This is a genomic window from Hahella sp. CCB-MM4 (genome assembly GCF_002260525.1).
In the GTDB taxonomy this organism is placed as follows: Bacteria; Pseudomonadota; Gammaproteobacteria; order Pseudomonadales; family Oleiphilaceae; genus Hahella.
In genome coordinates this window covers 95649-119594 of sequence record NZ_MRYI01000021.1, presented here as the reverse complement: position 1 = coordinate 119594, position 23946 = coordinate 95649, and the positions used below count along the sequence as shown (strand labels likewise).

At 50.1% G+C, this 23946-nt stretch carries 18 protein-coding genes; 11 read left to right on the top strand and 7 right to left on the bottom strand.

Annotation, left to right across the window (positions count from 1 at the left end):
• The first annotated feature begins 210 nt into the window (after positions 1–210).
• Positions 211–1413 carry an EAL domain-containing protein gene (locus tag BTA51_RS25845; protein WP_141215678.1) on the top strand — a complete coding sequence of 401 codons (1203 nt, stop codon included), beginning with the start codon at positions 211–213 and terminating at the stop codon, positions 1411–1413.
• A gap of 24 nt (positions 1414–1437) precedes the next feature.
• Here the strand turns inward: BTA51_RS25845 and BTA51_RS25840 are convergent, their stop codons facing one another.
• From BTA51_RS25840 to BTA51_RS25825, 4 genes are all read right to left on the bottom strand, one after another.
• Positions 1438–2487, bottom strand: coding sequence for a nucleoid-associated protein (locus BTA51_RS25840; protein WP_094711974.1), 1050 nt, complete (start codon positions 2485–2487; stop codon positions 1438–1440).
• Positions 2488–2785: 298 nt separating this feature from the next.
• Positions 2786–4435 (bottom strand): sulfate adenylyltransferase subunit CysN, encoded by a 1650-nt coding sequence (gene cysN, locus BTA51_RS25835; protein WP_094711973.1) that lies wholly within the window; start codon positions 4433–4435, stop codon positions 2786–2788.
• A 60-nt stretch (positions 4436–4495) separates the two neighbouring features.
• A complete protein-coding gene (gene cysD / locus BTA51_RS25830; RefSeq protein WP_094711972.1) occupies positions 4496–5404 on the bottom strand; it encodes a sulfate adenylyltransferase subunit CysD in 909 nt (302 codons plus the stop codon).
• 277 nt (positions 5405–5681) lie between these two features.
• Positions 5682–6065 (bottom strand): PilZ domain-containing protein, encoded by a 384-nt coding sequence (locus tag BTA51_RS25825; RefSeq protein ID WP_094711971.1) that lies wholly within the window; start codon positions 6063–6065, stop codon positions 5682–5684.
• A gap of 471 nt (positions 6066–6536) precedes the next feature.
• On the opposite strand from BTA51_RS25825, the gene rimO reads away from it, so the two are divergent.
• From rimO to BTA51_RS25805, 4 genes are all read left to right on the top strand, one after another.
• Positions 6537–7859, top strand: coding sequence for a 30S ribosomal protein S12 methylthiotransferase RimO (rimO, locus tag BTA51_RS25820; protein WP_094711970.1), 1323 nt, complete (start codon positions 6537–6539; stop codon positions 7857–7859).
• A gap of 349 nt (positions 7860–8208) precedes the next feature.
• A complete protein-coding gene (locus BTA51_RS25815) occupies positions 8209–8637 on the top strand; it encodes a MarR family winged helix-turn-helix transcriptional regulator (protein ID WP_094711969.1) in 429 nt (142 codons plus the stop codon).
• Between the two features lie 40 nt (positions 8638–8677).
• Complete coding sequence (locus BTA51_RS25810) at positions 8678–9757, top strand: HlyD family secretion protein (protein WP_210404922.1); 1080 nt, start codon at positions 8678–8680, stop codon at positions 9755–9757.
• Positions 9758–9768: 11 nt separating this feature from the next.
• Entirely contained in the window at positions 9769–11316 is a 1548-nt protein-coding gene (locus BTA51_RS25805; protein WP_094711968.1) for a DHA2 family efflux MFS transporter permease subunit, read from the top strand.
• 73 nt (positions 11317–11389) lie between these two features.
• Here BTA51_RS25805 and gatB read toward each other — a convergent pair whose 3' ends face one another.
• From gatB to gatC, 3 genes are all read right to left on the bottom strand, one after another.
• Complete coding sequence (gene gatB / locus BTA51_RS25800) at positions 11390–12835, bottom strand: Asp-tRNA(Asn)/Glu-tRNA(Gln) amidotransferase subunit GatB (RefSeq protein ID WP_094711967.1); 1446 nt, start codon at positions 12833–12835, stop codon at positions 11390–11392.
• Between the two features lie 72 nt (positions 12836–12907).
• Positions 12908–14356: an Asp-tRNA(Asn)/Glu-tRNA(Gln) amidotransferase subunit GatA gene (gene gatA, locus BTA51_RS25795; protein WP_094711966.1), complete on the bottom strand. Its 1449-nt coding sequence runs from the start codon at positions 14354–14356 to the stop codon at positions 12908–12910.
• A gap of 113 nt (positions 14357–14469) precedes the next feature.
• Positions 14470–14757, bottom strand: a complete 288-nt coding sequence (gene gatC / locus BTA51_RS25790) for an Asp-tRNA(Asn)/Glu-tRNA(Gln) amidotransferase subunit GatC (protein ID WP_094711965.1) — start codon at positions 14755–14757, stop codon at positions 14470–14472.
• A gap of 471 nt (positions 14758–15228) precedes the next feature.
• Here gatC and BTA51_RS25785 point away from each other — a divergent pair, with 471 nt between their 5' ends.
• The 6 genes from BTA51_RS25785 (at position 15229) to BTA51_RS25760 (ending at position 23946) form a co-directional block, all read left to right on the top strand.
• Positions 15229–16266, top strand: a complete 1038-nt coding sequence (locus BTA51_RS25785; RefSeq protein WP_020409672.1) for a rod shape-determining protein — start codon at positions 15229–15231, stop codon at positions 16264–16266.
• A gap of 155 nt (positions 16267–16421) precedes the next feature.
• Entirely contained in the window at positions 16422–17300 is an 879-nt protein-coding gene (gene mreC / locus BTA51_RS25780; protein WP_371333225.1) for a rod shape-determining protein MreC, read from the top strand.
• Positions 17301–17310: 10 nt separating this feature from the next.
• Positions 17311–17781: a rod shape-determining protein MreD gene (gene mreD, locus BTA51_RS25775; RefSeq protein ID WP_094711963.1), complete on the top strand. Its 471-nt coding sequence runs from the start codon at positions 17311–17313 to the stop codon at positions 17779–17781.
• A gap of 32 nt (positions 17782–17813) precedes the next feature.
• Entirely contained in the window at positions 17814–18416 is a 603-nt protein-coding gene (locus tag BTA51_RS25770) for a nucleoside triphosphate pyrophosphatase (RefSeq protein ID WP_094711962.1), read from the top strand.
• A complete protein-coding gene (gene rng, locus BTA51_RS25765) occupies positions 18409–19881 on the top strand; it encodes a ribonuclease G (RefSeq protein WP_094711961.1) in 1473 nt (490 codons plus the stop codon). Before BTA51_RS25770 ends, rng begins: the two co-directional genes overlap by 8 nt.
• Positions 19882–19998: 117 nt before the next feature.
• On the top strand, positions 19999–23946 hold the full coding sequence (locus BTA51_RS25760) for a YhdP family protein (protein ID WP_141215677.1): 3948 nt from the start codon (positions 19999–20001) through the stop codon (positions 23944–23946).

Below are 23946 nucleotides of genomic sequence, written 5' to 3'. Positions count from 1 at the left end.
AAGAGATTTGACCGAATAGTTGAAGTCTGTCTGTTTTCCGTTGTACCTGGCATGACTTTTTTAAGGCGGAGAACTATGCTTTTCACAAGTATGTTCGAGTCTGTGAGCAAGCGTGTTGTAATGTCAGGCGCAGCCTTTGGTGTCAGCAGACGCTGGTGTGGCGCAGACAAACACTGCCTGGCAGGCAATTAAGTGAATTAGGGGAGCCATGTGCTATCGCACTTAACCGTTCTTGTGGTCGATGATGACCCAACACTGCTGAAGGTCATGGAGCATCAGCTGGCGCGAATTGGCGTTGCAAGAGTCACTACGACCTCTAGCAGTAAATCAGCGCTTGACCTAATCAAGAAGGGGGAAAATCAGCCGGACGTGCTGTTATGTGACCTCCGCATGCCGCAATTGGACGGACCTTCCTTTTTAAATGAACTTGCCGCGATCGAGTTCAAGGGAGGGATTATCATCGTCAGTGGGGAAGATCAGAGGGTTCTCGATACTGTCCACCATCTGGCTGAGTCCCAGTCTCTTAACATGATGGGCAGGCTTAAAAAGCCGGTTCAATTGAAAGAGCTGAAATCGCTTCTTCTGGGTAGAGAAACCCATCACTATGAAGACACATCCACCCCGATTGCTTTACGTCCTCTTTCCCCGGAACGTGTAGAGGCAGACCTGGAGACGGCGCTTTGCCCGTTCTATCAGCCCAAATGGGATGTCCACCGGCAAAGAGTCACTGGTGTGGAAGTACTGGCTCGTTGGAAGGATTCCACCCGAGGCTATCTGGCACCATTTTTCTTTATTCCTGTTGCCGAAGAATATGGATTGATGGACCGTCTGACCTTTCAGCTCTTAATGCTGGTATTGCAGGATATCAAGCGTCTACAGCCCGAATGGCCGAACTTTCACTATGCGATAAATTTCTCGGTGGAAACCCTGGAGGACCGTGAGCTCCCCAATCTTCTTGAGGAGCTGCTGCAGAAATATGGCGTATCGCCTTCGCAAATTACGTTGGAAGTAACGGAATCACGGATATCGAGGCGCCGGAGCAATATGCTGGAGGTGCTCACCCGGCTTCATTTGTTAGGCTTTTCCCTGTCAATCGACGATTTTGGTACCGGGTATTCCTCGCTTGATCGCCTGAAGGAAATCCCGTTCAGCGAATTGAAGATCGATCGGGGATTTGTCAGTGAGGTGGCGACAAGCCACTCCCATGGCGGCGCCATTGTTCGTTCGTCGATACAGCTGGCGCGTGATTTCAACATGAAGGTGGTTGCAGAAGGGGTGGAAACCCGAGATGTTTTCGACTGCGTGGTGGATATCGGCTGCGATACCGTGCAGGGATACTTTATCGCGCGCCCTATGGGAATTGAGGATTTTGTTGCGTGGCTGAGGACTGGATTTCAGCCCCCTTCGTCCTGACCTTTAACCACTTTGTCCTGACTTTTAGCCTTCTTCGCCATCACTTTCAGAACCTTCACCCTGTTGGCTCAGGTATCGTTTGAGCTGGGCTTTCAGCGCTTTGGGGATATCAGTAATGATCAGCGTGTCCTTGCTGTCATCGTAGATGATGCTCTCGTTGATAACGTCTGAAGAGAATGACAGGCTGACACCGTGTCCGCGTCCGGCAAATCTTACCAACTGTTTCAGTTTTCGGCTGTCCGGGCGCATGGTTGTCGGTGTGTCAGGAAGGTTTTCACGAACAAAGCGGGCAAACCGCTCTGGCTGCTGTTCGTCGAGACTCAGTGATAGCTCATCAAGCTCAACGGCTTCCCCCATTTTTTCCTGATCGTGACAAAACTCTACTGCTTTCTTCTTAAATTGAGCAGCCGTCTTGGCGTCCAATTGCTCAGTAAAGCGTTCTATCCCGGTCAGCATGGCTTCCGTCTGCTTTGCTGTGTCGACCAAGCTGGCGAAACCAAACGCGTGACAGGCGGCTTCGCCTAGTTTGCGCATGCTCTTTTGCAGATAAACAGTGACTGCATCCTCTTTGTTTTCTGCATTGGCCGGATCAAACAGAGGGCCAAGCTCAAGTCGGATACCAAAGCTCATGCCCTGAGGGTCAAGGTGTTCAATGGGCTCTAGCGTCAGATCAGAGGTGATGGCCTGGGTAACGCTGCTCTCAATGATAAACAGAAACAGGTTGCGCGCCTCACCTTGCTGGTCATGTACCCACATCAAATAGCTTTGGGTGACAAGGGGAACAGGGTCCAGCCGTTCTTTGATAGCGCCAAGAGCGTTCTTGGTCATCGAGGCAAAGGGTATCTTCCCTTCATACCACTCTTTTATCCAAGGGCCGACAACAGTGTGCTCGGCCTGCATGTGTAGCTTTCCGAAACCTTTGCCCGCTTTGCCGGCAAACAGGCGTCGAAGCGTGTGGTATACCGAATCCACGTCAGCGTTAGAGGGTGGCAGGCTGTCCGGATTTTTGATCTGGCTGGGTTCTTCTTCGGCGAATTTTTCCAGCGTTTGAATGCAAAGTTCGCGAATAGCCATTGAGACTCCTCAATCATTTATGGGGATGCAAAGGGGGCATTGTAAATCTTTCGGGCGGACTGGCAAGGCATTATGCCGTTTTCAAAGGACGGAAAATCCCTTAATGGCTGTCAGTCAGTGGTGCTCATGGTTATACAAACTGTTGTTCATGGTTATACAAACTAAAGGTGCTCATTGTTATGCAAACTAAAATAGTCGCTCTGGTGCGCATAAGAATTGTTTTAGCATGTATAACTAAAGAGGCCCGGATACTTCCGGGCCTCTAAAAGGAGGCTGGACGGTAGGAGGTGAAAAGTGGCTACTTGAGGTAGTGTCCTTTTCTCAGCTCTCCAATAATGTGTCCGAGTGCCTTGGAGATGTTTGCCTCGTCATCCGCAGAAGCGCTCGCCACAAAAGAGATGCCTTCTACTTCCTGGGTCAGGATGACCAAGAGTCCTGCCTTCTGAAGAGCGTCTATGGATTCAGCTGAGATTGCCTGTTCCAGAGCAATGACCGCGCACCCGCGTTCAAACAGATTGCGCTCCAGGGCGTGGGCCAGCTTATCTACGACTTTCCCTGAAACACTGATAACGCCAGGCTTGTGACCGTTGCGTGCCTCTCTTTCTGCATCGCTGATCGGGGCGAATGCCGTGATGTCCGCATCATCTACCGCTGCTTCTATCATACCGGCGCCGATGGTGACATTGCTCAGGCGGTCGATAATGATAAAGGCGCCTGTGCCCCGATTACGATTGTAGGGATCAAATGCCAGTGGTTGATTCAGCGTGACCTCACACAAGCCGATTTCGTTCAGATTCATCTTGTCGCTGGAAGACTCTTCCATTGTATTGACGTCAATCAGATGGTGAATCTTACTAACGGAACCGGTCGCCAGAGTTGTAGCGTGCTTGATGTAATACTGCCGGCCGGGAAGCATTGCATCTTCACTCATCCAGACAATATGGGCGCGCAGGCGGTTGGACACCGGTGGCACGTTATCGGGCTTAACCAGAAAATCACCGCGGCTGATATCGATTTCATCTGCCAGAGTCAGAGTGACTGCCTGGTCGATAAAGGCTTCTTCCAGCTCTCCGTCGAAAGTCACGATAGATTCCACCGTGCTGGTCTTTCTGGAGGGCAGGGCCATGATCTCATCACCTTTGCGAATGATGCCCGAAGCGATAGTGCCGCTATATCCACGAAAATCCAGGTTGGGACGGTTGACATACTGAACCGGCAAACGGAAATCACTGACGTTCTTGTCCTTGGCGATTTCAACGGTTTCCAGTATTTCCATCAATGGCTGGTCTGTGTACCAGGACATTTTGTCGGAATTGGTTACTACGTTGTCGCCGTCCAGGGCGGAAATTGGAACGAACTTGAGGTCATGCAGGGTAATGCCCTTGGCAAACTCAAGGTAATCCTTCTTGATTTCCTCGTAACGTTCCTGGCTGTAGTCAACCAGGTCCATTTTGTTGACCGCGACAAGAATGTGCTCAATACCCAGCAAGGAAGCGATAAAACTGTGACGCTTGGTCTGGGTGAGCACGCCGTGGCGGGCATCAATCAGGATAATGGCCAATTGCGCGGTTGATGCGCCGGTTGCCATGTTGCGGGTGTACTGTTCGTGCCCTGGGGTGTCGGCAATAATGAACTTGCGTTTGGCAGTGGAGAAATAGCGGTAGGCAACATCGATGGTGATGCCTTGCTCACGTTCTGCCTGAAGGCCGTCCACCAAAAGGGACAGGTCAAGCTTTTCGCCTGCGTTGCCGCCTTTTGCGCTGTCTTTTTTGATAGCTTCCAACTGATCTTCATAGATCATTTTGGAATCGTGCAGCAGACGGCCGATAAGGGTGCTTTTTCCGTCGTCGACACTGCCGCAGGTCAGCAGACGAAGCAGCTCTTTGTGTTCGTGCTGCTTGAGGTATTCGAGAATATCTTCACTGATCAGATTCGATTGATGTGACATAGCCTTGATTCTGGTTCCTGATTCTTTAGCCCTAATGCATTTCCAAAAGCTCGTACAGCTTTAGAAATAGCCCTCGCGTTTCTTTTGCTCCATAGAGCCGGCCTGATCGTGGTCAATAACACGGCCTTGACGCTCGGAGCTGGTGGTGAGCAGCATTTCCTGAATGATTTCCGGCAAAGTATCAGCCGTGGATTCGACTGCTCCGGTCAGGGGGTAGCAACCAAGTGTTCTGAAGCGTACATCCTTCATCATTGGCGTTTCGCCTTCTTTCAAAGGCATGCGGTCGTCATCGACCATGACCAGAATGCCGTCGCGCTCGACGACCGGACGCTTGGCAGAGTAGTAAAGAGGAACGATTTCAATATTTTCCAGATAGATATATTGCCAGATATCCAGCTCAGTCCAGTTGGATAAAGGGAATACCCGGATACTTTCGCCCTTGTTGATTTTTCCGTTGTAGATATTCCACAGTTCTGGACGCTGGTTTTTCGGATCCCAGCGATGGTTGCTGTCACGGAAAGAATACACCCGTTCCTTCGCTCGTGATTTCTCCTCGTCCCGACGGGCGCCACCAAAGGCCGCGTCAAACTTGTATTTGTTCAGCGCTTGCTTGAGGGATTCGGTTTTCATGACGTCGGTGTGCTTGGCACTACCGTGGGTAAATGGACCGATACCTTGGCGAACACCTTCTTCATTTATATGGACAATCAAATCCAGACCAAACTTTTCAGCCTGGCGATCACGGAATTCAATCATCTCCCGGAATTTCCAGGTGGTGTCGACATGCATCAACGGAAAGGGTGGTTTGCCCGGGTAAAAGGCTTTACGCGCCAGGTGAAGCATTACTGAGGAGTCTTTTCCTATAGAGTAAAGCATCACAGGACGTTCGAACTCGGCGGCTACTTCACGAATAATGTGAATACTTTCCGCTTCGAGTTGCTTGAGGTGAGTCAGATTAAAATCAGTCATCTTCTAATACTATCCGTTGAAGTTTCCCGCTATTGTCTAATATTGCCGCTACATCTGCGACAACGACGACAGCGCGCCCATAATTTAAACAGTGCGCTAATATACCAAAAATAGACTTATTATAAGAAGGGGGATTTTTAGAATGCTTTGATATAGATATATGATTTTATAGGTCAAAGCGGCCAAGCAGGGGTCAGGCACAACGCTGCCGGCCCGTCACAGTATAGGCTCACAGAGAAAGATTCCTCTCTGAAAGAGGACTAAATATCCCTTTAAATCAGGCTCTTAATTTGTTTTCGTTGACGTAGGTATTAAGTACGTCGGATTGCTGAGATGTAGGATGCTTGAATTGGAGGCCAATAGTGAACACATCTCGGGAAAGACGACGGGTGTATACCATTAGCATTTCCATGGAAAGCGCTACCAAACCTTCTTCATCAAGAGGAAGAGAAAAATCCACCGTCACGCAACCTGGCTGAAGGGGGGCAAAGCTCAGTGCATTTGGCATCAACAGCTCAAGAGTTGCCCGGTCACAGGAAATCATTAAACCGGCACGTGAAACATTAACGATATCGGCCTCAAGTTGATCTCCGTTATTGGTGCGGAGATGGGCGATGAAATCGGCCGGAACTCTGAAATGGTGTCTTAGGTTCTTTTGCATTAGCTTATTGTTACCTGTTAACAACAGTGCTCAGGCGTTGCGGGTGACATTCCCGTACAAAACCCTGATCAGCTTCCTGCCATTGGAGCGCTACGGAGCACTTTAATCAGTTAGCAAAGCATACTGATAATTCACTTTATTATTACTAGTTTATCAGCTTGAAATTGATCTGTTTTTGATCTTGTTGGCACATTTTGCGCCGTTTTACACCGGATGTGTAGTATTTTTGTTACATCTTTTTGCAATTTGGTGTAACAGAGCTGTTGCGCTTCTAGAATATTTTGAAAGTACATGCTGCAGATTGGTTCTAAGGAATTTGGTTCTAAGGAATTAGTGTGCAGGCTCTGATGAAACAAAAGAATAACACTCCCTTCTGTCCGCCTGTTTTATTGAAGCGTCATTGGGTAGAATAGCGCCCGTTTTTTGATCAGCTGCTGTTTTGACGCAGCATTAACGATGAGATAGGTGGTAATGACCTCTAAATCCGGAAAAGTCGGCTTTGTGAGCCTGGGGTGTCCCAAAAATACAGTAGACTCTGAACGTATATTGACCCAGCTTCGTACAGAAGGGTACGAAATCTCCCCAAGCTACGAGGGAGCAGATGTAGTTCTGGTCAACACCTGTGGATTCATTGATAGTGCTGTCAAAGAATCGCTGGATACTATCGGGGAAGCACTTCAGGAAAACGGCAAGGTCATTGTGACTGGTTGTCTGGGGGCCAAGGAGGACGTCATTCGTGAAGTGCATCCTAATGTTTTGGCCGTCAGTGGTCCCCATGCTTATGATGAAGTAATGAATCAGGTGCATGAGGTCGTTCCCAAGCCGGACTTTAATCCATTCATGAGTCTGGTGCCGGATACGGGTATTAAACTGACTCCCCGACATTATGCCTATCTGAAAATTTCAGAAGGCTGTAATCATCGTTGTACTTTCTGCATCATTCCCTCGTTCAGGGGAGACCTGGTCAGCCGACCTATCGGCGATGTGCTGAGTGAGGCTAAGCGATTGGCGGACAATGGTGTCAAAGAACTGCTGGTTATTTCTCAGGATACCAGTGCCTACGGCGTGGACACGAAATATCGCACCGGTTTCTGGGAAGGCCGCCCGGTCAAAACCCGGATGAAGGAACTTTGTGAAGAGTTGGGCAAACTGGGAATATGGGTGCGTTTACATTATGTCTACCCTTATCCGCATGTTGATGATGTCATTCCGTTGATGGCAGAGGGGAAAATCCTTCCCTATCTGGATATTCCGTTCCAGCACGCCTCGCCTTCGGTTCTGAAAAATATGCGTCGCCCCGCCCATGCGGAAAAAGTGTTGCACCGGATCAAAAAGTGGCGGGAGCAATGCCCTGATATCACATTGAGATCCACCTTTATCGTTGGGTTTCCTGGCGAGACCGAAGAGGATTTCCAGATTCTCTTGGATTTTCTGGAAGAAGCTCAACTGGACCGGGTTGGCTGCTTTAAATACTCGCCTGTGGAAGGGGCTGCGGCGAATGCTTTGCCGGATCAGGTGGAAGAATCTGTTAAGCAGGAGCGCTGGGAACGGTTTATGGCTGTCCAGCAGCGTATCAGTGCTGCGAGGCTGCAAGCCAAGGTGGGCAAACAAATCGATGTGATCGTCGATGAGGTGGTTGAGGAAGGAGCCGTTTGCCGGTCTACAGCGGATGCTCCCGAAATTGATGGGCAGGTTTTCCTTGATGGGCAGACTCACCTCAAGCCTGGCGATATTCTGCGAGTAGAGGTGGAAGAGGCTGATGAATATGATTTGTGGGCACACCCAATAGCCTGAACTCGAGAAACCAGGTTTCCTGATCTATAGGATTCAGAATTGATCGGGCGCTGACATTCAGCGCCCGAATTTGACTTAGCTTTCTTTCCATTCCTTTCCTTTCCTTACTTTCTTTCCCAATTCCTTTTCCAGTTTCCTTTTCAGACAGTTTTATTGCTGAGTGCCTCATTGCTTTTTATTGGAGGTGACTTCAGTTGCTTGTTCTTTCTTTTCAGTTATTGATCCCTCTCTCGAATGCTGAGCTGCAGCTGATAGTTGTGGGTATCTAGGTGAAACTCCGAATGTAACGAGAGATTGATTGTTGATCAGTTATGCATATAATAAGCAAAGCTTACTAAATGGAATGCTTATGAAATTGCAGAAAGATAGTCTCGGCTTCCTGGTGAACGATGTTGCCCGGCTGCTTCGTCGGGCATATCAGAGCAGACTGGAGCTCAGCTCACTGACGCACGCTGAGGCCAAAACATTGATATATGTTGCCCGGCATGAAGGTGTCAGACAGGTGGAACTGGCAGATCTGATGGATATACAGCCAATTACTCTGGCGCGATTGATTGATCGGCTTGAAGAAGAGAAAGCTGTGGAGCGCCGAAAAGATCCTGAAGATCGGCGTGCTTACAGGCTCTATCTGCTGCCCGGAGCGGAACCTCATCTTGAGGCAGTTAAGGAAGTGGCAGCTGTCATACGGGAAAATGCTTTGAAGGGATTGTCAGAGCAGGAGGTTGAGGCCTTCATGGAAACTATGCGAAGGATCCGAAGTAATTTAATGCAGGGATAAGCTTGCATTACCCCCATATATTCAGAGGAGTTTGATTTTTATGAGCATGGCACCAACTCCTGCAGAAAAAGCAGTAATGAGTGAGGTTGAAGCCGACCGGAGTTCCCATAAAAGGGTGATTCTCCTGGTCGTTGTACCCTTGATTGTTGCGGTAGCCTCAGTCGTGTTCTATCTGTTGGGAGGGCGTTATGTAGAGACAGATAATGCCTATGTTAAAGCGGACAAAGTTTCTGTCAGCTCTGACGTCTCCGGTATGGTTCAGATAGTGATGGTCCGTGAAAATCAGGTGGTCAATGTCGGTGAGCCTTTATTGCAGCTTGATCCGGCGACATTTGAATTGGCGGTCAAAAAAGCGGAAGCCAGGTTGGCTCAGGTGAAAACAGATTTACTGGCTTTGAAGGCAAGTTATCGGGAAAAGTTGGCTGAAGTGGATCTGGCGAAAACTCGCTTTGATTTTGCCAAAAAGGAACAAAAGCGTCAGGAAGATCTTATCGCCAAGCATTATGTCTCTGCTTCTCAGCTCGAGAACGCCCAGCAAACCTCCCAGTTAGCGCTCCAGCAGTTAAATGCGAGCAAGCAGGATCTTGGGCGGATTATCGAGTCTCTTGGTGGGGATCTTGATGCTCCGGTAGAAAGCCATCCCAGTTATCTGGTCGCTCTTTCTGAATTGGATCAGGCCAGACTTAATCTTGAAAAATCTGTTGTGCGTGCGCCTATTGGAGGGAGAGTCAGCAAGATTCCCCAGCCGGGCCAATATGTCTCAGCCGGTAGCAGTATCATGGCATTGGTGGCAAGTGCAGAACCCTGGATAGAGGCGAACTTTATTGAAACCGACCTGACCCATGTGCGTCCCGGACAAACTGTTGCGGTGCGCGTGGACACCTACCCGGACAGATCCTGGGAAGGGATAGTGGAAAGCCTGAGTCCTGCGACCGGGGCTGAGTTCTCGGTTCTTCCGGCACAGAATGCGACCGGTAACTGGGTGAAGGTGGCGCAGCGTGTGCCTGTCAGAATCAAGTTGATTGATGATGGGGCCATGGCGCAACTGTTGGCAGGTTTAAGCGCAGTCGTTGAGATCGATACCGGTTATCGTCGCCAATTGCTGGGCGTGTCTCTCTAGAGGTAGAAGTTGTGTCTGCTGCGATCTCTCCCGCATTGCCTGCGCAATCAGAAGGCAGCAAAGCGGTTTTTGTCACGGTATCGGTGATGCTGGCAACCATCATGCAAGCTCTGGATACCACCATAGCCAATGTGGCTCTGCCTCATATGCAGGGCTCCATGTTGGCGACCCAGGACCAGATTTCATGGGTTCTGACTTCCTATATTGTCGCCGCTGCGATTTTTATGCCTTTAACCGGCTTTCTGACAGCCCGGCTTGGTCGCAAAAGGGTTTTCATGTGGTCGGTCGTCGGCTTTACAGTTGCTTCCATGTTGTGTGGCGCGGCCCAAAGCCTGGATCAGATCGTTATCTTCCGAATGCTTCAGGGGGTGTTCGGAGCTTGCCTGGTTCCTTTGTCTCAGTCGGTATTATTGGATACTTATCCCCCTGAAAAACACGGTTCCGCAATGGCTATGTGGGGTGTTGGAGTAATGGTGGGGCCGATTCTGGGGCCTTCGCTCGGCGGCTGGCTGACCGAATACTATAACTGGCGCTGGGTGTTCTATATCAACCTTCCTTTTGGATTGCTGGCGTGGTTTGGATTGGCGGCTTTTGTCAGTGAGACTCCGATTGACCGTACCAAACGTTTTGATCTTATGGGGTTTGCCATGTTGAGTCTCGGAATTGGTGCCCTGCAGATGATGTTGGACAGGGGAGAGTCGCTCGATTGGTTTGCCAGCAGAGAAGTGGTGATTGAAGCGATGCTGGTCGGGCTGGGCTTCTATCTCTTCATTGCGCATATCTTTACCCATAAGCATCCGTTTATCGAGCCGGGAATGTTCAGGGATCGCAATTTCAGTGTGGGCCTGATTTTTATTTTTGTGGTGGGAGTCATTCTCCTGGCTACCATGGCTCTGTTGCCGCCGTTTATGCAGAATTTAATGGGGTATCCGGTGATCGATGTGGGATATATCCTGGCTCCGCGAGGGCTTGGCACCATGGCCGCCATGATGACTGTCGGGCGTTTGTCTGGAAGGGTGGATGCGCGCTATATGATTCTCGCCGGTCTGCTGCTGACCAGTTTTGCGTTGTGGGAAATGACAAGGTTTACTCCTGAAGTCAGCAGTTGGGAGATCATATGGACCGGTATAACTCAGGGGGCCGGGCTGGGTTTTCTCTTTGTTCCACTGTCGACCATTGCGTTTTCGACTCTCTCACCACATTACCGTAATGAGGGAACTGCTCTGTTCAGTCTGATGCGTAACATCGGAAGCAGTATTGGTATATCCCTGGTGATTACCTATTTATCCCAGAGAACTCAGATTAACCATGCGGCCTTTGCGGATTATATTCACCCGTTCAGTCAGCCGCTACAGCAGGCCGTTGAGGCTGGGGTGTATAGCCTGAATTCAGTGCAGGGCCTGGCCACACTGAATATGCAGGTAACTCGTGAGGCGCTAACGCTGGCCTATTTGCAGGATTTCAGGTTGATGATGTTTGTGACTCTGTCTGCGATTCCGTTATTGTTGTTACTGAAGTCGCCCAAAAGACAGATCGCGCGAGTCGAAGTGATTGATTGAGTTTCTGCTCAAATTGAAGAAATAAAAAGGGACCCGAGGGTCCCTTTTTTTGGCTGTGTGATTGGAATGCGTTTCAGCCATTCAGCTTCTTATTGAGGATCTCATTCACCTGCTGAGGGTTGGCTTTGCCCTTGGAAGCTTTCATTGTCTGTCCGACGAAGAAGCCAATCATTTTGCCCCGCTTGGCTTCTTCGGCAGCACGGTATTGTTCAACCTGTGCAGCATTGTTCGCCAGAACTTCGTCCACGATGGCTTCGATTGTGCTGGTGTCTGTTACCTGTATGAGATCTTTAGCTTTGATGATTGCATCGGCTTCACCACCTTCGTTCCACATTGCGTCGAATACATCCTTGGCGATTTTGCCTGAGACTGTATTGTCTTTGATTCGCAGGATCAGGCCACCAAGAGCGTCGGCGTTGATCGGGGATTGGGCGATGTCCAGATTGTTCTGGTTCAGGTATTTCGCCAACTCTCCCATCACCCAGTTGGCTGCCATTTTGGCATCGCCGGATTTCGCCGCCACCGCTTCGAAATAATCCGCCTGTTCGCGAGTGGCAGCAAGGATGCCGGCATCCACGTCAGACAGTCCGTATTCGTTGCAGAAACGGGCAATTTTAGCTTCCGGTAGTTCAGGGAGTGTTTTCCGTACTTCCTCTATATATGCCTGATCGATTTCGATTGGCAGCAGGTCAGGATCCGGGAAGTATCGGTAATCGTTAGCGAACTCCTTGCTCCGCATGGAGCGGGTTTCATCTTTGTCTGCATCGTACAGGCGGGTTTCCTGCTCAATGCTGCCACCGTTCTCCAGAATATCCATCTGGCGCTCGATTTCGGTATTAATGGCTTTTTCCACAAAGCGGAATGAGTTGACGTTCTTGATTTCCGTCCGGGTGCCAAACTCTTCCTGTCCCTTCGGACGCAGGGATACGTTACAGTCACAACGCATGGAACCTTGTGACATGTCGCCATCTGAAATACCGAGGTAGGTCACAATTGAGTGGATCTTTTTCAGGTAAGCCACGGCTTCCTTGGCACTTCTGATGTCTGGCTCAGAGACGATTTCCAGTAGTGGAGTGCCTGCACGGTTCAGGTCGATACCCGTCATGCCGTGGAAATCTTCATGCAGACTTTTGCCGGCGTCCTCTTCGAGGTGAGCACGGGTGACACCAATGGTTTTCTTGGTGCCGTCGTCCAGGTGAATGTCCACATGGCCGGTCTTCACGATCGGGAACTCCAGCTGGCTGATCTGGTAGCCTTTGGGAAGATCCGGGTAGAAATAGTTTTTGCGGTCAAACACTGACCGCTCAGCAACCTCTGCTTCGATCGCCAAGCCGAATTTAACCGCCATGCGCACGGCTTCTTGGTTCATAACCGGAAGCATTCCCGGCATGGCCAGATCAACGGCACTGGCCTGGGTGTTCGGTTCAGCACCGAAAGCAGTACTGGAGCCGGAAAAAATCTTGGATTTGGTGGCGAGCTGTACGTGGATCTCAAGCCCGATGACCACTTCCCATTCCATCTTGTAACCTCTTTTATCAGGTCAGGACCTATTCAGGTCGTCAATTTGTATTTTTGTCAGTAACTGCAGCGATCAAAGTTCCGGGCGGCGTAGATGCCAGTCAGTCTCCAATTGGAACTTGTGTGCCATGTTCAGCAGTTTGCTTTCGTTGAAGTAGTTACCGATCAATTGCATTCCCACGGGCATTCCGCCTTTTTCGCCACAGGGCAGTGCCATTGCCGGCAGGCCGGCGAGACTGGTGGGAATGGTGAATATGTCTTCAAGGTACATTTGTACCGGGTCGTCAGTCTTGCTTCCGATCTTAAATGCTGTGCTTGGTGTTGTCGGGCACAGAATGGCGTCGATGTGGTCAAATGCGCGGACAAAATCCTCTTTGATCAAACGGCGAATTTTCTGGGCCTGACGGTAGTAAGCATCAAAATAGCCTGCGGACAATGCATAGGTGCCGACCAGAATCCGGCGTTGAACTTCCGCGCCGAAGCCTTCTGCCCGGGAGCGACGGTATAAGTCTTCCAGGTCTTTAGGGCTGTCACAGCGATGGCCGTAGCGTACGCCATCAAAACGAGACAGGTTGGCGGAAGCTTCCGCCGGAGCGATGACGTAATATGCCGGTACGGACAGCTCAGTATGTGGTAGTGAAATCTCCTCAACCGAAGCACCGAGAGACTCATACACTTTGATCGCCGCTTCCAGAGCTTTGCCCATGTCTGCGTCAAGGTTTCCGGAGAAATACTCTTTGGGCAGTCCGATGCGGGTGCCGCTCAAATCCTGATTCAGGGATGCGGTATAGTCTTCCACGGCTTGAGTTGAACTTGTGGAATCCTTGGGGTCGTGGCCTGCCATAACATTGAGTAGCAGAGCGGTGTCTTCGGCTGTTCGTGCCATGGGGCCGCCCTGGTCCAGGCTGGAGGCAAACGCTATCATTCCCAGGCGGGACACTCTCCCATAGGTGGGCTTGAGGCCGGTGATGCCGCAAAAAGCCGCTGGTTGACGAATCGATCCGCCGGTATCCGTGCCGGTCGCTGCGGCGCACAGACCTGCTGCTACCGCTGCTGCAGAGCCACCAGAGGAACCTCCGGGAACACACTCGATGTTCCAGGGGTTTTTGACAGGACCGTAATAACTGTTCTCGTTAGAAGAGCCCATGGCGAACTCGTCCATGTTGGTTTTGCCCAGGCTGACAGCGCCTGCTTCGGCAAATTTTCCAGTCACTGTGGATTCGTATGGGGGGATGAAGTTTTCCAGCATCCGTGATCCGCAGGTGGTTTTTACTCCTGTTGAACAGAACAGGTCCTTGTGAGCAACCGGGATACCTTCAATGAGGCCGGCTTTGCCCTCAGATCTACGCTGGTCCGAGGCTTTCGCCGCGGCCAGAGCCTGCTCCTCGGTGACCGTGATAAAACAGTTCAGGGTATCATTATGTTGCTTGATCTTATCAAGGTAGGCGCGGGTGATTTCCTCGGATGAGAAAGTTTTACTCTCCAGGCCTTTAAGTAGTTCGCTGATGGATTCTGGTAACATGGTGAACTCTTGTTGAAACGTTTATATGGCACCGGTCGTTGTATGCAGCGTTGCCGGATAATCCCGTTCGGTGGCCAAGTCTTATTCAATGCCAGATTTATTCAATAACCTTTCTATTCAATTACCTTGGGCACGAGATAAAGGCCTGCCTCGGTAGCCGGCGCAATATTCTGGAAGGCGTCCCGTTGATTGATTTCAGTAACTTCGTCTTTGCGCAGGCGCTGGGTCATCTCCAGTGGATTACTCAAAGGTTCCACCTGGGTGGTATCGACAGACTTCATCTGATCAACAAAGTTCAGAATCTGGTCCAGGTCACGGGTCAGTCTGGCGGTGTTGTCAGCGTCAATCTGCAACTTGGCCAGATAAGCGATTTTGACCAGCTCATCTGATTGAATTGTCACGTTTTACTCTCCATTTGCTCCATTTGCCCCATTTCTTTCATCTTTCTTTTCTCTTTCATTCCGCCCCCTATATAAATGACAGCCCAGGGAGGGAACTAATTGGCTGTTCTACAATGAGATAAGGTTCTCAAATGCGGGGTGGTGGGCGTTAAATATGGTTTTCCGCCAGCCTTCAGTCTAAAAACCGTCTATTATAATTGTCAGTCTATGGTCAGTGTAAAGGAACTGCGAAGGATTTCTTCGGCTCTAGGGGCACCTGGGCGGGATATCGTCGGCATCGATGGGTAACGGAAGCCAGGCGGCGATTTTATATTTAATAAGAATTAATGCAGCTGCAGCGACCTGCAATCAAGCACTTGGGTGGCCCCAAGAGCCCGTAGTGGCGGGCAAATGCTGCTTGCTCTGTCACGTCGCCACTGTTAAAGTTGCCGCAGCATGCCCAACCTGAATAATTACGGATTCTAACACTCGATGTTTAAACGATTACGTGGACTTTTTTCCAGCGATTTATCTATCGATCTGGGGACCGCCAACACTCTGATTTATGTACGCGGTCGCGGGATTGTTCTAAATGAGCCCTCCGTTGTTGCCATTCGCAATCAGGGCGCCCAAAAAAGTGTGGCAGCTGTGGGTGCCGAGGCAAAACGCATGCTGGGTCGTACACCCGGCAATATTACGGCGATTCGCCCCCTTAAAGATGGTGTTATTGCCGACTTTCATGTCACTGAGAAGATGCTTCAGCACTTTATTCATAAGGTGCACGAGAACAGTTTTATCACGCCGAGCCCAAGGGTTCTTGTCTGTATTCCCAGCCGTTCCACACAGGTTGAACGCAAGGCGATTCGCGAATCTGCATTGGGCGCCGGAGCCCGTGAGGTGTATCTGATTGAAGAGCCAATGGCTGCTGCTATTGGTGCTGGTCTGCCGGTAGAAGAGGCAAGCGGCTCCATGGTGGTGGACATCGGTGGCGGTACTACTGAGATCGCGATCATTTCCCTGAACGGTATTGTGAACGCTGATTCTGTCCGGGTTGGCGGTGATAAGTTTGATGAAGCCATTGCAACCTATGTTCGCCGTAATTATGGAAGTTTGATTGGTGACGCAACGGCGGAAAGAATCAAACAGGAAATCGGTTGTGCCTACGAAGGTTTGGAACTGCGTGAAATCGATGTGCGTGGTCGTAACCTCGCGGAAGGGGTTCCCCGTAGTTTTACCCTGAACAGTGAAGAAATTCTCGAAGCCCTGCAGGAAGCTCTCGCGACGATCGTGCAGGCTGTCAAAAGTGCCCTGGAGCAGTCTCCACCTGAGCTGGCGTCGGATATTGCTGAGCGGGGTATCGTTCTTACCGGTGGCGGAGCCCTGCTGCGCGGCCTGGATAATCTCCTGACTGAGGAAACCGGTTTACCGGTGATTGTCGCTGATGATCCTCTCACCTGTGTAGCACGTGGCGGTGGACGAGCGCTGGAAGTTATTGATAAGCGCGGTTCTGGTCTATTCTTTATGGAGTAAACTGTTAAAGCACGGTTCTTTAAAGCTGCTTCTTAAACAGTGGGTTTAAAAATCGGCCGCAGGTGCTTATGCAAGAATCCGGAGCCAGTTCTCCGGATTTTTCCATATAATCTTTATGGTTCCTCGACCAATAGACAGATAACAGGAGAACAGGCATTAAGAATATCTTCGTTGAAGGACCTTTCCTTGGCGCGCGAATGATATTAGTGGCCGTTGTATCGGTCGGCCTGATTCTGGCTGATTATCATTTCAATCTTACCGCTCCACTAAGACAGGCGTTGTCGACAGTTGTGGCTCCGGTACAGTGGATTGTCAGCGCTCCGGATGATTTGCTGGAGTGGACGGAAGACACAATGAAATCGCGGACGGATCTGCAGCAGGAAAATGAAGCATTACGTAATCGGATGCTCATCCTGGAAGCAAAATCACAGCGTCTGGCGTCCCTTTCTGCGGAAGTAAACCGTTTGCGAGAGTTGCTGAATGCGTCGTCCGTTGTGGACGACTCTGTGCTGGTGGCTGAAATCATCGGTGTCAGTCCGGATCCCTATACCCATCAGGTTGTTGTCAACAAAGGCAGCGATGATGGTATCTATGTCGGCCAGCCGGTGTTGGACTCTCAGGGTTTGTTTGGGCAGGTCACCCAGGTTACTCCATTGTCATCACGGGTACTGTTGATTTCAGACAGCAATCACGCTGTTCCTATCCAGGTTAATAGAAACGGAGTTCGGGGTATTCTGGTGGGAATCGGAGCCTTGGATCGTCTGGAGCTGGCAAATGTCCCGGATACTGCCGACATTATTGAAGGGGATCTCCTTGTCAGTTCAGGCTTGGGGGGAAAGTTTCCTCCAGGCTACCCTGTAGCCGTTGTCAGCTCAATTGTGCACGATCCGGGTGAGCCCTTTGCCCGGGTGGAAGCGCGCCCCTTGGCGGAACTGAATCGGAGCCGCCATATTCTCATGGTGTTCCGTAAGCCGGCTGCAGGCGAAAAGAATCTGCCGGCAGAGGGTGCCGGGCAGCCAGCTTCAACTGAATAAGGTTGAGGCGATGGCTCGGGACGATCCAAACTACCTGTTATTTGTTGTCAGTTTCATTCTGGCCTTCTGCTTAGGCGTTCTTCCGCTGTCAGGTATCTGGGTGTATCTACGTCCGGAAATGATATCTCTTGTGATGTTCTATTGGACGCTGAGACATCCCGCACACTTCGGCATTATCGTTGCCTGGGTGGTAGGCTTGTTCTGGGATGTCCTGGTCGGCAGTGCTCTGGGGGTTCATGCGCTGGCGCTTGGCCTTCAAAGCTATCTGGTGCTGACTATGATTCAGCGACTTCAGCTATATCCGGCACTTCAGCAATCTTTTGTGGTATTCATTATTGTGGGAATTGTCATGATGCTGTATCGGTGGATTGGTGGCTTTATCAGCCATCCGGCGTCAGATATGACCTACATGCTGGCGGCCCTGACTTCAGCGATGCTCTGGCCTTTGGTGAGAATGGTGCTGAATCGTTTTGATCGATAGGGCGGATATTTTGATACTAATACAGGATTACCATGGATAGAACGCTGGTACTTGCATCAGCCTCACCTCGCAGAAAATCTTTACTTAAGATGCTGGATGTCGATTTCCAGGTACATCATGCTGATATCGATGAGAGCATCATCGAGAGCGAAATGCCTGATGTTTATGTGGCTCGTCTGGCCAAGGCTAAAGCTGAGGCGGTCCACAGCGACTTGGTCCGGCAATATGAGCGATTGATTGTCCTTGGCTCGGACACAACCGTGGTTGCCGAAGGCTCAATTCTTGGAAAGCCGGAAAGTTTTGAAGACGCATGCCGCATGCTATCTATGTTGTCTGGCGTCTGGCACGATGTGTACACCGCTGTCTGCGTTTTGGATTGTGCCAGGTCAGAGCAGGTCATCGTGCAGAGCAGGGTTAAGTTTCGTCCGGTCAGCCGGCAGGATATGTCATGGTACTGGAATACAGGTGAGCCGGCTGACAAGGCTGGAGCCTACGGAATACAAGGGCATGGAGGTGTTTTTGTGGAGCGAATCGACGGCAGCTATTCTTCTATTGTCGGGTTGCCGTTATGCGAAACCTCCATGCTTCTGAACAAGTTTGGAATCAAGATGGGATCAATGAATCATCATGAGTGAAGAAATCCTGATCAATGTGACACCCGTCGAAACCCGAGTGGCAGTCGTCGAGAACGGGATGCTACAGGAAGTCTATATAGAACGAAGCCAGCGGCGTGGGATTGTCGGTAATATTTATAAAGGCAAGGTTGCGCGGGTTCTGCCTGGGATGGAAGCGGCGTTTGTCGACATTGGGCTAGAACGTGCGGCATTTATACATGCTTCCGATATTATCAGTCCCAACCAGGAAGATAAGAATGGCAAGCATCCTGACATCAGCACGTTGCTTCGGGAAGGCCAGTCATTGGTCGTGCAGGTAACCAAGGACCCGATCGGAACCAAAGGCGCTCGGTTGACCACCCAACTTTCAGTGCCTTCCAGATACCTTGTTTATATGCCGGGGAACGACCATATCGGTATTTCCCAGAGAATTGAAGACGAGCAGGAGCGGGATCGTCTACGTGACCTGATACAGAATTGTGTTGAAAAAGGGGAGTCGAATACTGGTGCGAATGGATTTATCATTCGTACTGCGGCGGAAGGAGTTGGCGCTGAAGAGCTTGAGGTGGATATCGTTTTCTTACAGCGGCTGTGGTTGTCGTTGGAAGAAAAGATAAAGACATCGGAAGCCCCTATACCCATCTACGAAGATTTGCCTTTATATATCCGCACGTTGCGGGATCTGGTGCGCCCCTATACCGAAAAAATCCGTATAGATTCCAGGGAGAGCTATCAGAAAGCTTATAAATTCGTGGAAGACTTTGTTACAGAGATCAAGTCTAAAATCGAATACTATCCGGGAGAGCGTCCCATATTCGATTTGTACAGTGTGGAAGATGAGTTGCAAAAGGCTCTCAGCCGCAAGGTGCAGCTCAAATCCGGAGGATATCTGATTATTGATCAGACCGAGGCCATGACAACGATCGATGTGAACACCGGGGCGTTTGTCGGGCATCGAAACCTTGAAGAAACCATATTCAAAACCAATCTTGAGGCGGCCAGAGCGATTGCCCGGCAATTAAGATTGCGGAACTTGGGCGGCATTATCATTCTCGACTTTATTGATATGGAGGACGAGGAGCATAAGCGCCAAGTGCTGAGAATGTTGGAGAAAATGCTGGAACGGGATCACGCTAAAACCAAAATCAGTTGCGTCAGTGAACTGGGATTGGTGGAGATGACCCGTAAAAGAACCACCGAAAGCCTGGGACAGATGCTGTGCGAACCCTGTCCGGCTTGCGATGGACGTGGGACGGTCAAGACTTCGCAGACTGTATGTTATGAAATCTTCCGTGAGATCCTGCGTATTAATCGGACCTACGATGCCCAGAGCTACCTTGTGTTGGCGTCGCAGTCAGTGGTGGATCTGCTTTTGGATGAGCAATCAGATAGTGTGGCGGACCTTGAGACCTTTATAGGTAAAAGAATTCGCTTCCAGGTGGAAATGCTGTATACCCAGGAGCAGTTTGACGTCGTTCTGCAGTAACGACCTTTGGAAGGGTGCCAATAATCCCGGCCTTCTCAACGGGACCAAGGGACGGATTGGATTTTTGCCTGATTTTTGGTTCAGATTGCGTTAATCCGAGTTTTTTATTCTGACTCCATGACTTTTAAATCCATAGTTATCAAGGCCACTCAGGCCGTGTGGTATCTCGCCATTACTCTCTTAGTAGTGGTGGCTACCTATATTGCCCTGGGGCGCAACTTTTTTGGTTCAGTGGCAGCCTTTAAGGATTCACTGGAAGCGAAACTGAATGAACTCACCGGGGTTTCTGTCCATATTGGCGACCTTAGAGGTGAGTGGGACGGTTTCGATCCTGTGCTTAAGCTGGCGGACGTTAATATTGTTGATCCGACAGATGGAAGCACCAATATCATTGAGTTGAAATCCGTCATGATTCAACCGGATGTGGTGGCCAGCCTCTTCAATATGGGCCTGGTGTTCCGACATATCGAGTTGGGTGATGTTGCCGTCAACGTGGAGCAGAATGCTGATGGCAGCTGGTCGTTAACCGGGTTTCCTGCGCTATCTGATACCCAAGAGTCGGAATGGGAGTGGGAGGGCTTCAATGACCTCTTGGCTTCACCGACCTTTGAATTCCGGGATATCCGCATTCACTGGAAGTTTCGCAACATATCCTCGACTACCTGGCTCATTCCCATAATGAAACTGCAGACCGGTGAGCAGGGATTACAGGCTTCCGGTTTTATACATCAATTGGATGACAATGAACCGCTCGGAATATTCTCGCTTGCTGAAAGAGTTGATCAAAGTGCTGACGGCCTGAATGCTGACTTATATTTGGCTTGGCGCAACAGTGCCTTATTAAACCCGTTAATGGAAATGCTGGAATCCAGGGGAACACGTGTTACCGGTTTTCAGTCTAAGGGCAGTGCATGGATACATATTGGCGGAGGGCAGGTTGAGGGGCTGACGACCGAAGTCGATGTAACTGACGTTCAATGGCAACGCCAATACGAAGCCCAGGATCCCATTCAGCATATTGCAGGCCGGTTCCGCGTTGAGAAAGAAGACGATGACTGGCACATGCGGGCCTCAGATCTGCAGATGGATTGGAAAGGGCAGTCTCTGGAGCTTGGCCGGTTAGTCGCGGATATGCAGCTCGGCTCGAACGGTAGCGGTAGCTCAAGCGGCGGTGCAAATGCAGGTGGGAGCGCAAATGTAGGTGAAAGCTCTAATGCAGGTGGCAAGCATGTGGAAGCCTGGCAGCTGCAGTTTGACCGTATAAATGTAGGCTTTCTCAAAGATTTAGCGGTAGCTTCCGGGTTACTGCCTGATAAGCTGCACCGGTCGATACAGAATTATTCTCCAGAAGGCTGGCTGAACAACCTGAAGATCAGCAATCAGCACGGCGATGTAGAGGTTGCTGCTGAGCTGGAATCCGTGACGGTGGCTCCTCATGGTGGCGCACCTGGAGGGGAGGAAATTTCCGGATACATGGAAGCCACGGGGGACCATGGTGTCGTCATGTTCCACGGAGACCAGTTATCACTCAATTTCCCAGAGTTGTTTTTTGATCGCTGGACATTCCAATACGGAGAGGGAGTGGTTAGGTGGCGTCTGTTTGATGACTATACCTATGTCAGTGGGCAGAACATCAGCCTGAATAACCCCAATCACCAGCGGGCGGATCTCAGGGGAAAGTTCAGCATTCTTATCCCGCAGTTCGCTGAAGAGACAGGCAGTTTTGAGCTGGCGATTGGTATCAAAAACACGGACGCAACGCTCACCCCAACCTTTGTGCCGGGGCATATTGTCAGTCCCGAGTTATACAGCTGGCTGGAGAACGCAGTGCTGGCGGGCACGATTACAGAAGGAGGATATCTATACTCCGGAGCAGTCGGCAGTCATGCGCAAAAGGGCACTTATCGCTCTCAGATGTATTTTAATCTGGAAGATGCGGCATTGAAGTTTTCAGAGGCTTGGCCGGTGCTGACAGATTTTGACGGAAGGTTGTCGATTGATGACGGCCACATAACCGGCACCGTGTACTCTGGTGAGCTTGCTGTCAGTCATGTCGAAGATGTTGATCTGGAAATGGCGAGTACCGTCAACGGTGAGCATCTGCTTAAAATCCATACCAGACTCAATCCCGATGCAGAAGACTGGAAGTACTGGTTATTCGAGTCTCCCGTGGCAGAACATACCAAGCCTGTGGTGAATGGCTGGGATATCAATGGCGACAGTGAAATTGAATTGGCCGTCGAAACCAACTTGGATCGTGAGGAAACCAAGGTTCAATTGGGAGCGGAATTCAAGGATATGAACCTTTACCTGGAAGATTATAAGCTGGGACTGCTGGGGTTGAAGGGAGCGTTTCAGTTTGATTCTGATATGGGGGTTTATGCAGAAAAGCTCGAAGCCGATGTATTTGGTGGTCCAGCGATAATGAAGCTGAGTACCCGTGACTGGTCATCGGACAGCAAAGGTGTGCAATTGAACGTGTCAGGGAAAGCGCCGGCAGAAGTTGTGGCGCAGCGGGCTGATCTGGGAGAGGACATGCCTTTGCAGGGGGAGTTTGATTATGACTTTCGTCTGGCGGTTAACAGTGGAAAGAAGACCAAATTTGATCTGACGTTTGACTCTGACCTGGTGGGTACAAGCATTCTGTTACCTCCACCTTTGCAAAAGACGATGAATCAATCCCGTCCCCTCAAAGCCCGCTACCAATGGAACTCCGATCGCCAGCAAGGCCTGCTGGATGTCAGTGTAAAAAATCTGATGTCGATGCAGTTGTTCAGTGATGCGAAAGGCATCAATCGTGGGTTGGTGAAGTTACTGCAAAGTGGAAAAGATGACATACCGGTTAAAGGTGTTGATGTGGTCGGCCGTTTGGATCATCTCGATGCAAATCTTTGGCAGGATTATCTGAACAGGCAGTCCTCTGGTCGTTCCGATAAAAACTTTCAGTGGCCGGAGTGGCTTGGCCTAGTGAATGTCGATATTGGCAGCGTGAAAATTTCAGATGAGATTTTTAACGACGCCTCCTTGTCCCTGACCCATAAAGAAGATTCGTTGATACTGACTGTGGATGATCAGAACAGGGTAAAAGGCGTGATTCGTTTTCCGCTATCTGATGAAGAAGTGCTTTCGGCAAATTTTGATCGACTGTATCTGAGCGAAAAATCTGATGAAAAAACTGGCGAAATGTTGCCTTCAGACGTACCGCTAGGGCAGTTCAGTATCAATGATTTTAAGCTGGGTGAACAGGAATATGGAGCCTGGTCCTGGACAGCCCAAAAGCGGGATAACGGTGTCGTATTCAATCAGGTGGTTGGCAAGCTTAGCGGAGCTGTACTCAATGCCAGATTGAGTTGGTTGTATGAGCCGAAAACAGGTGTTCATAACTCAATACTGACAGGGGAAATCTCCGGTAAAAAGTTTGCTGATCTTTATCAGAACTGGTCGGATGATGCGCCCTTGAGCGCAGAAAGTTACTCGATGAATGCTGGATTGGTATGGAGTCGTCCTCCGCTGGATTTCAGTTGGGAGGGGGTTAGCGGCCAGGTGTCCATGAATATGGAATCCGGTGTGATTAACGAAGCTTCCACGGAAACAAACCTGTTTCGTATCTTCGGTATACTGAATACTGATTCCATCATTCGTCGGTTGAAGCTCGATTTTTCTGATCTCTATAAGAAAGGTCTGGCCTATGACAGGATAGAGGGGAATGCCCGGATTCAGGAGGGGGTCATTTCCATGGAAACTCCCTTGGCTATTCAGGGGCCCTCAAGCGCCTATAAGATTACTGGAAAAACCAGTCTGGTGGATGATTCTCTGGATCTGCAGATGGTGGTTGTTCTGCCAGTGACCCAGAATTTGCCGCTTGCCGCTCTTCTGGTTGGCGCGCCTCAGGTTGGCGGGGCTCTGTATCTGATTGATAAGCTATTGGGTGAACCTCTGAGCAGTCTGACCAGTGCAACTTATGAAATAAAGGGTACTTTCCAGAAACCTGAGATGAAGTTGAAACAGATATTTGATCAGTCCAAATCGCCAAAAGTCGAGACGGGTAAATCCAAGGCTGAATAG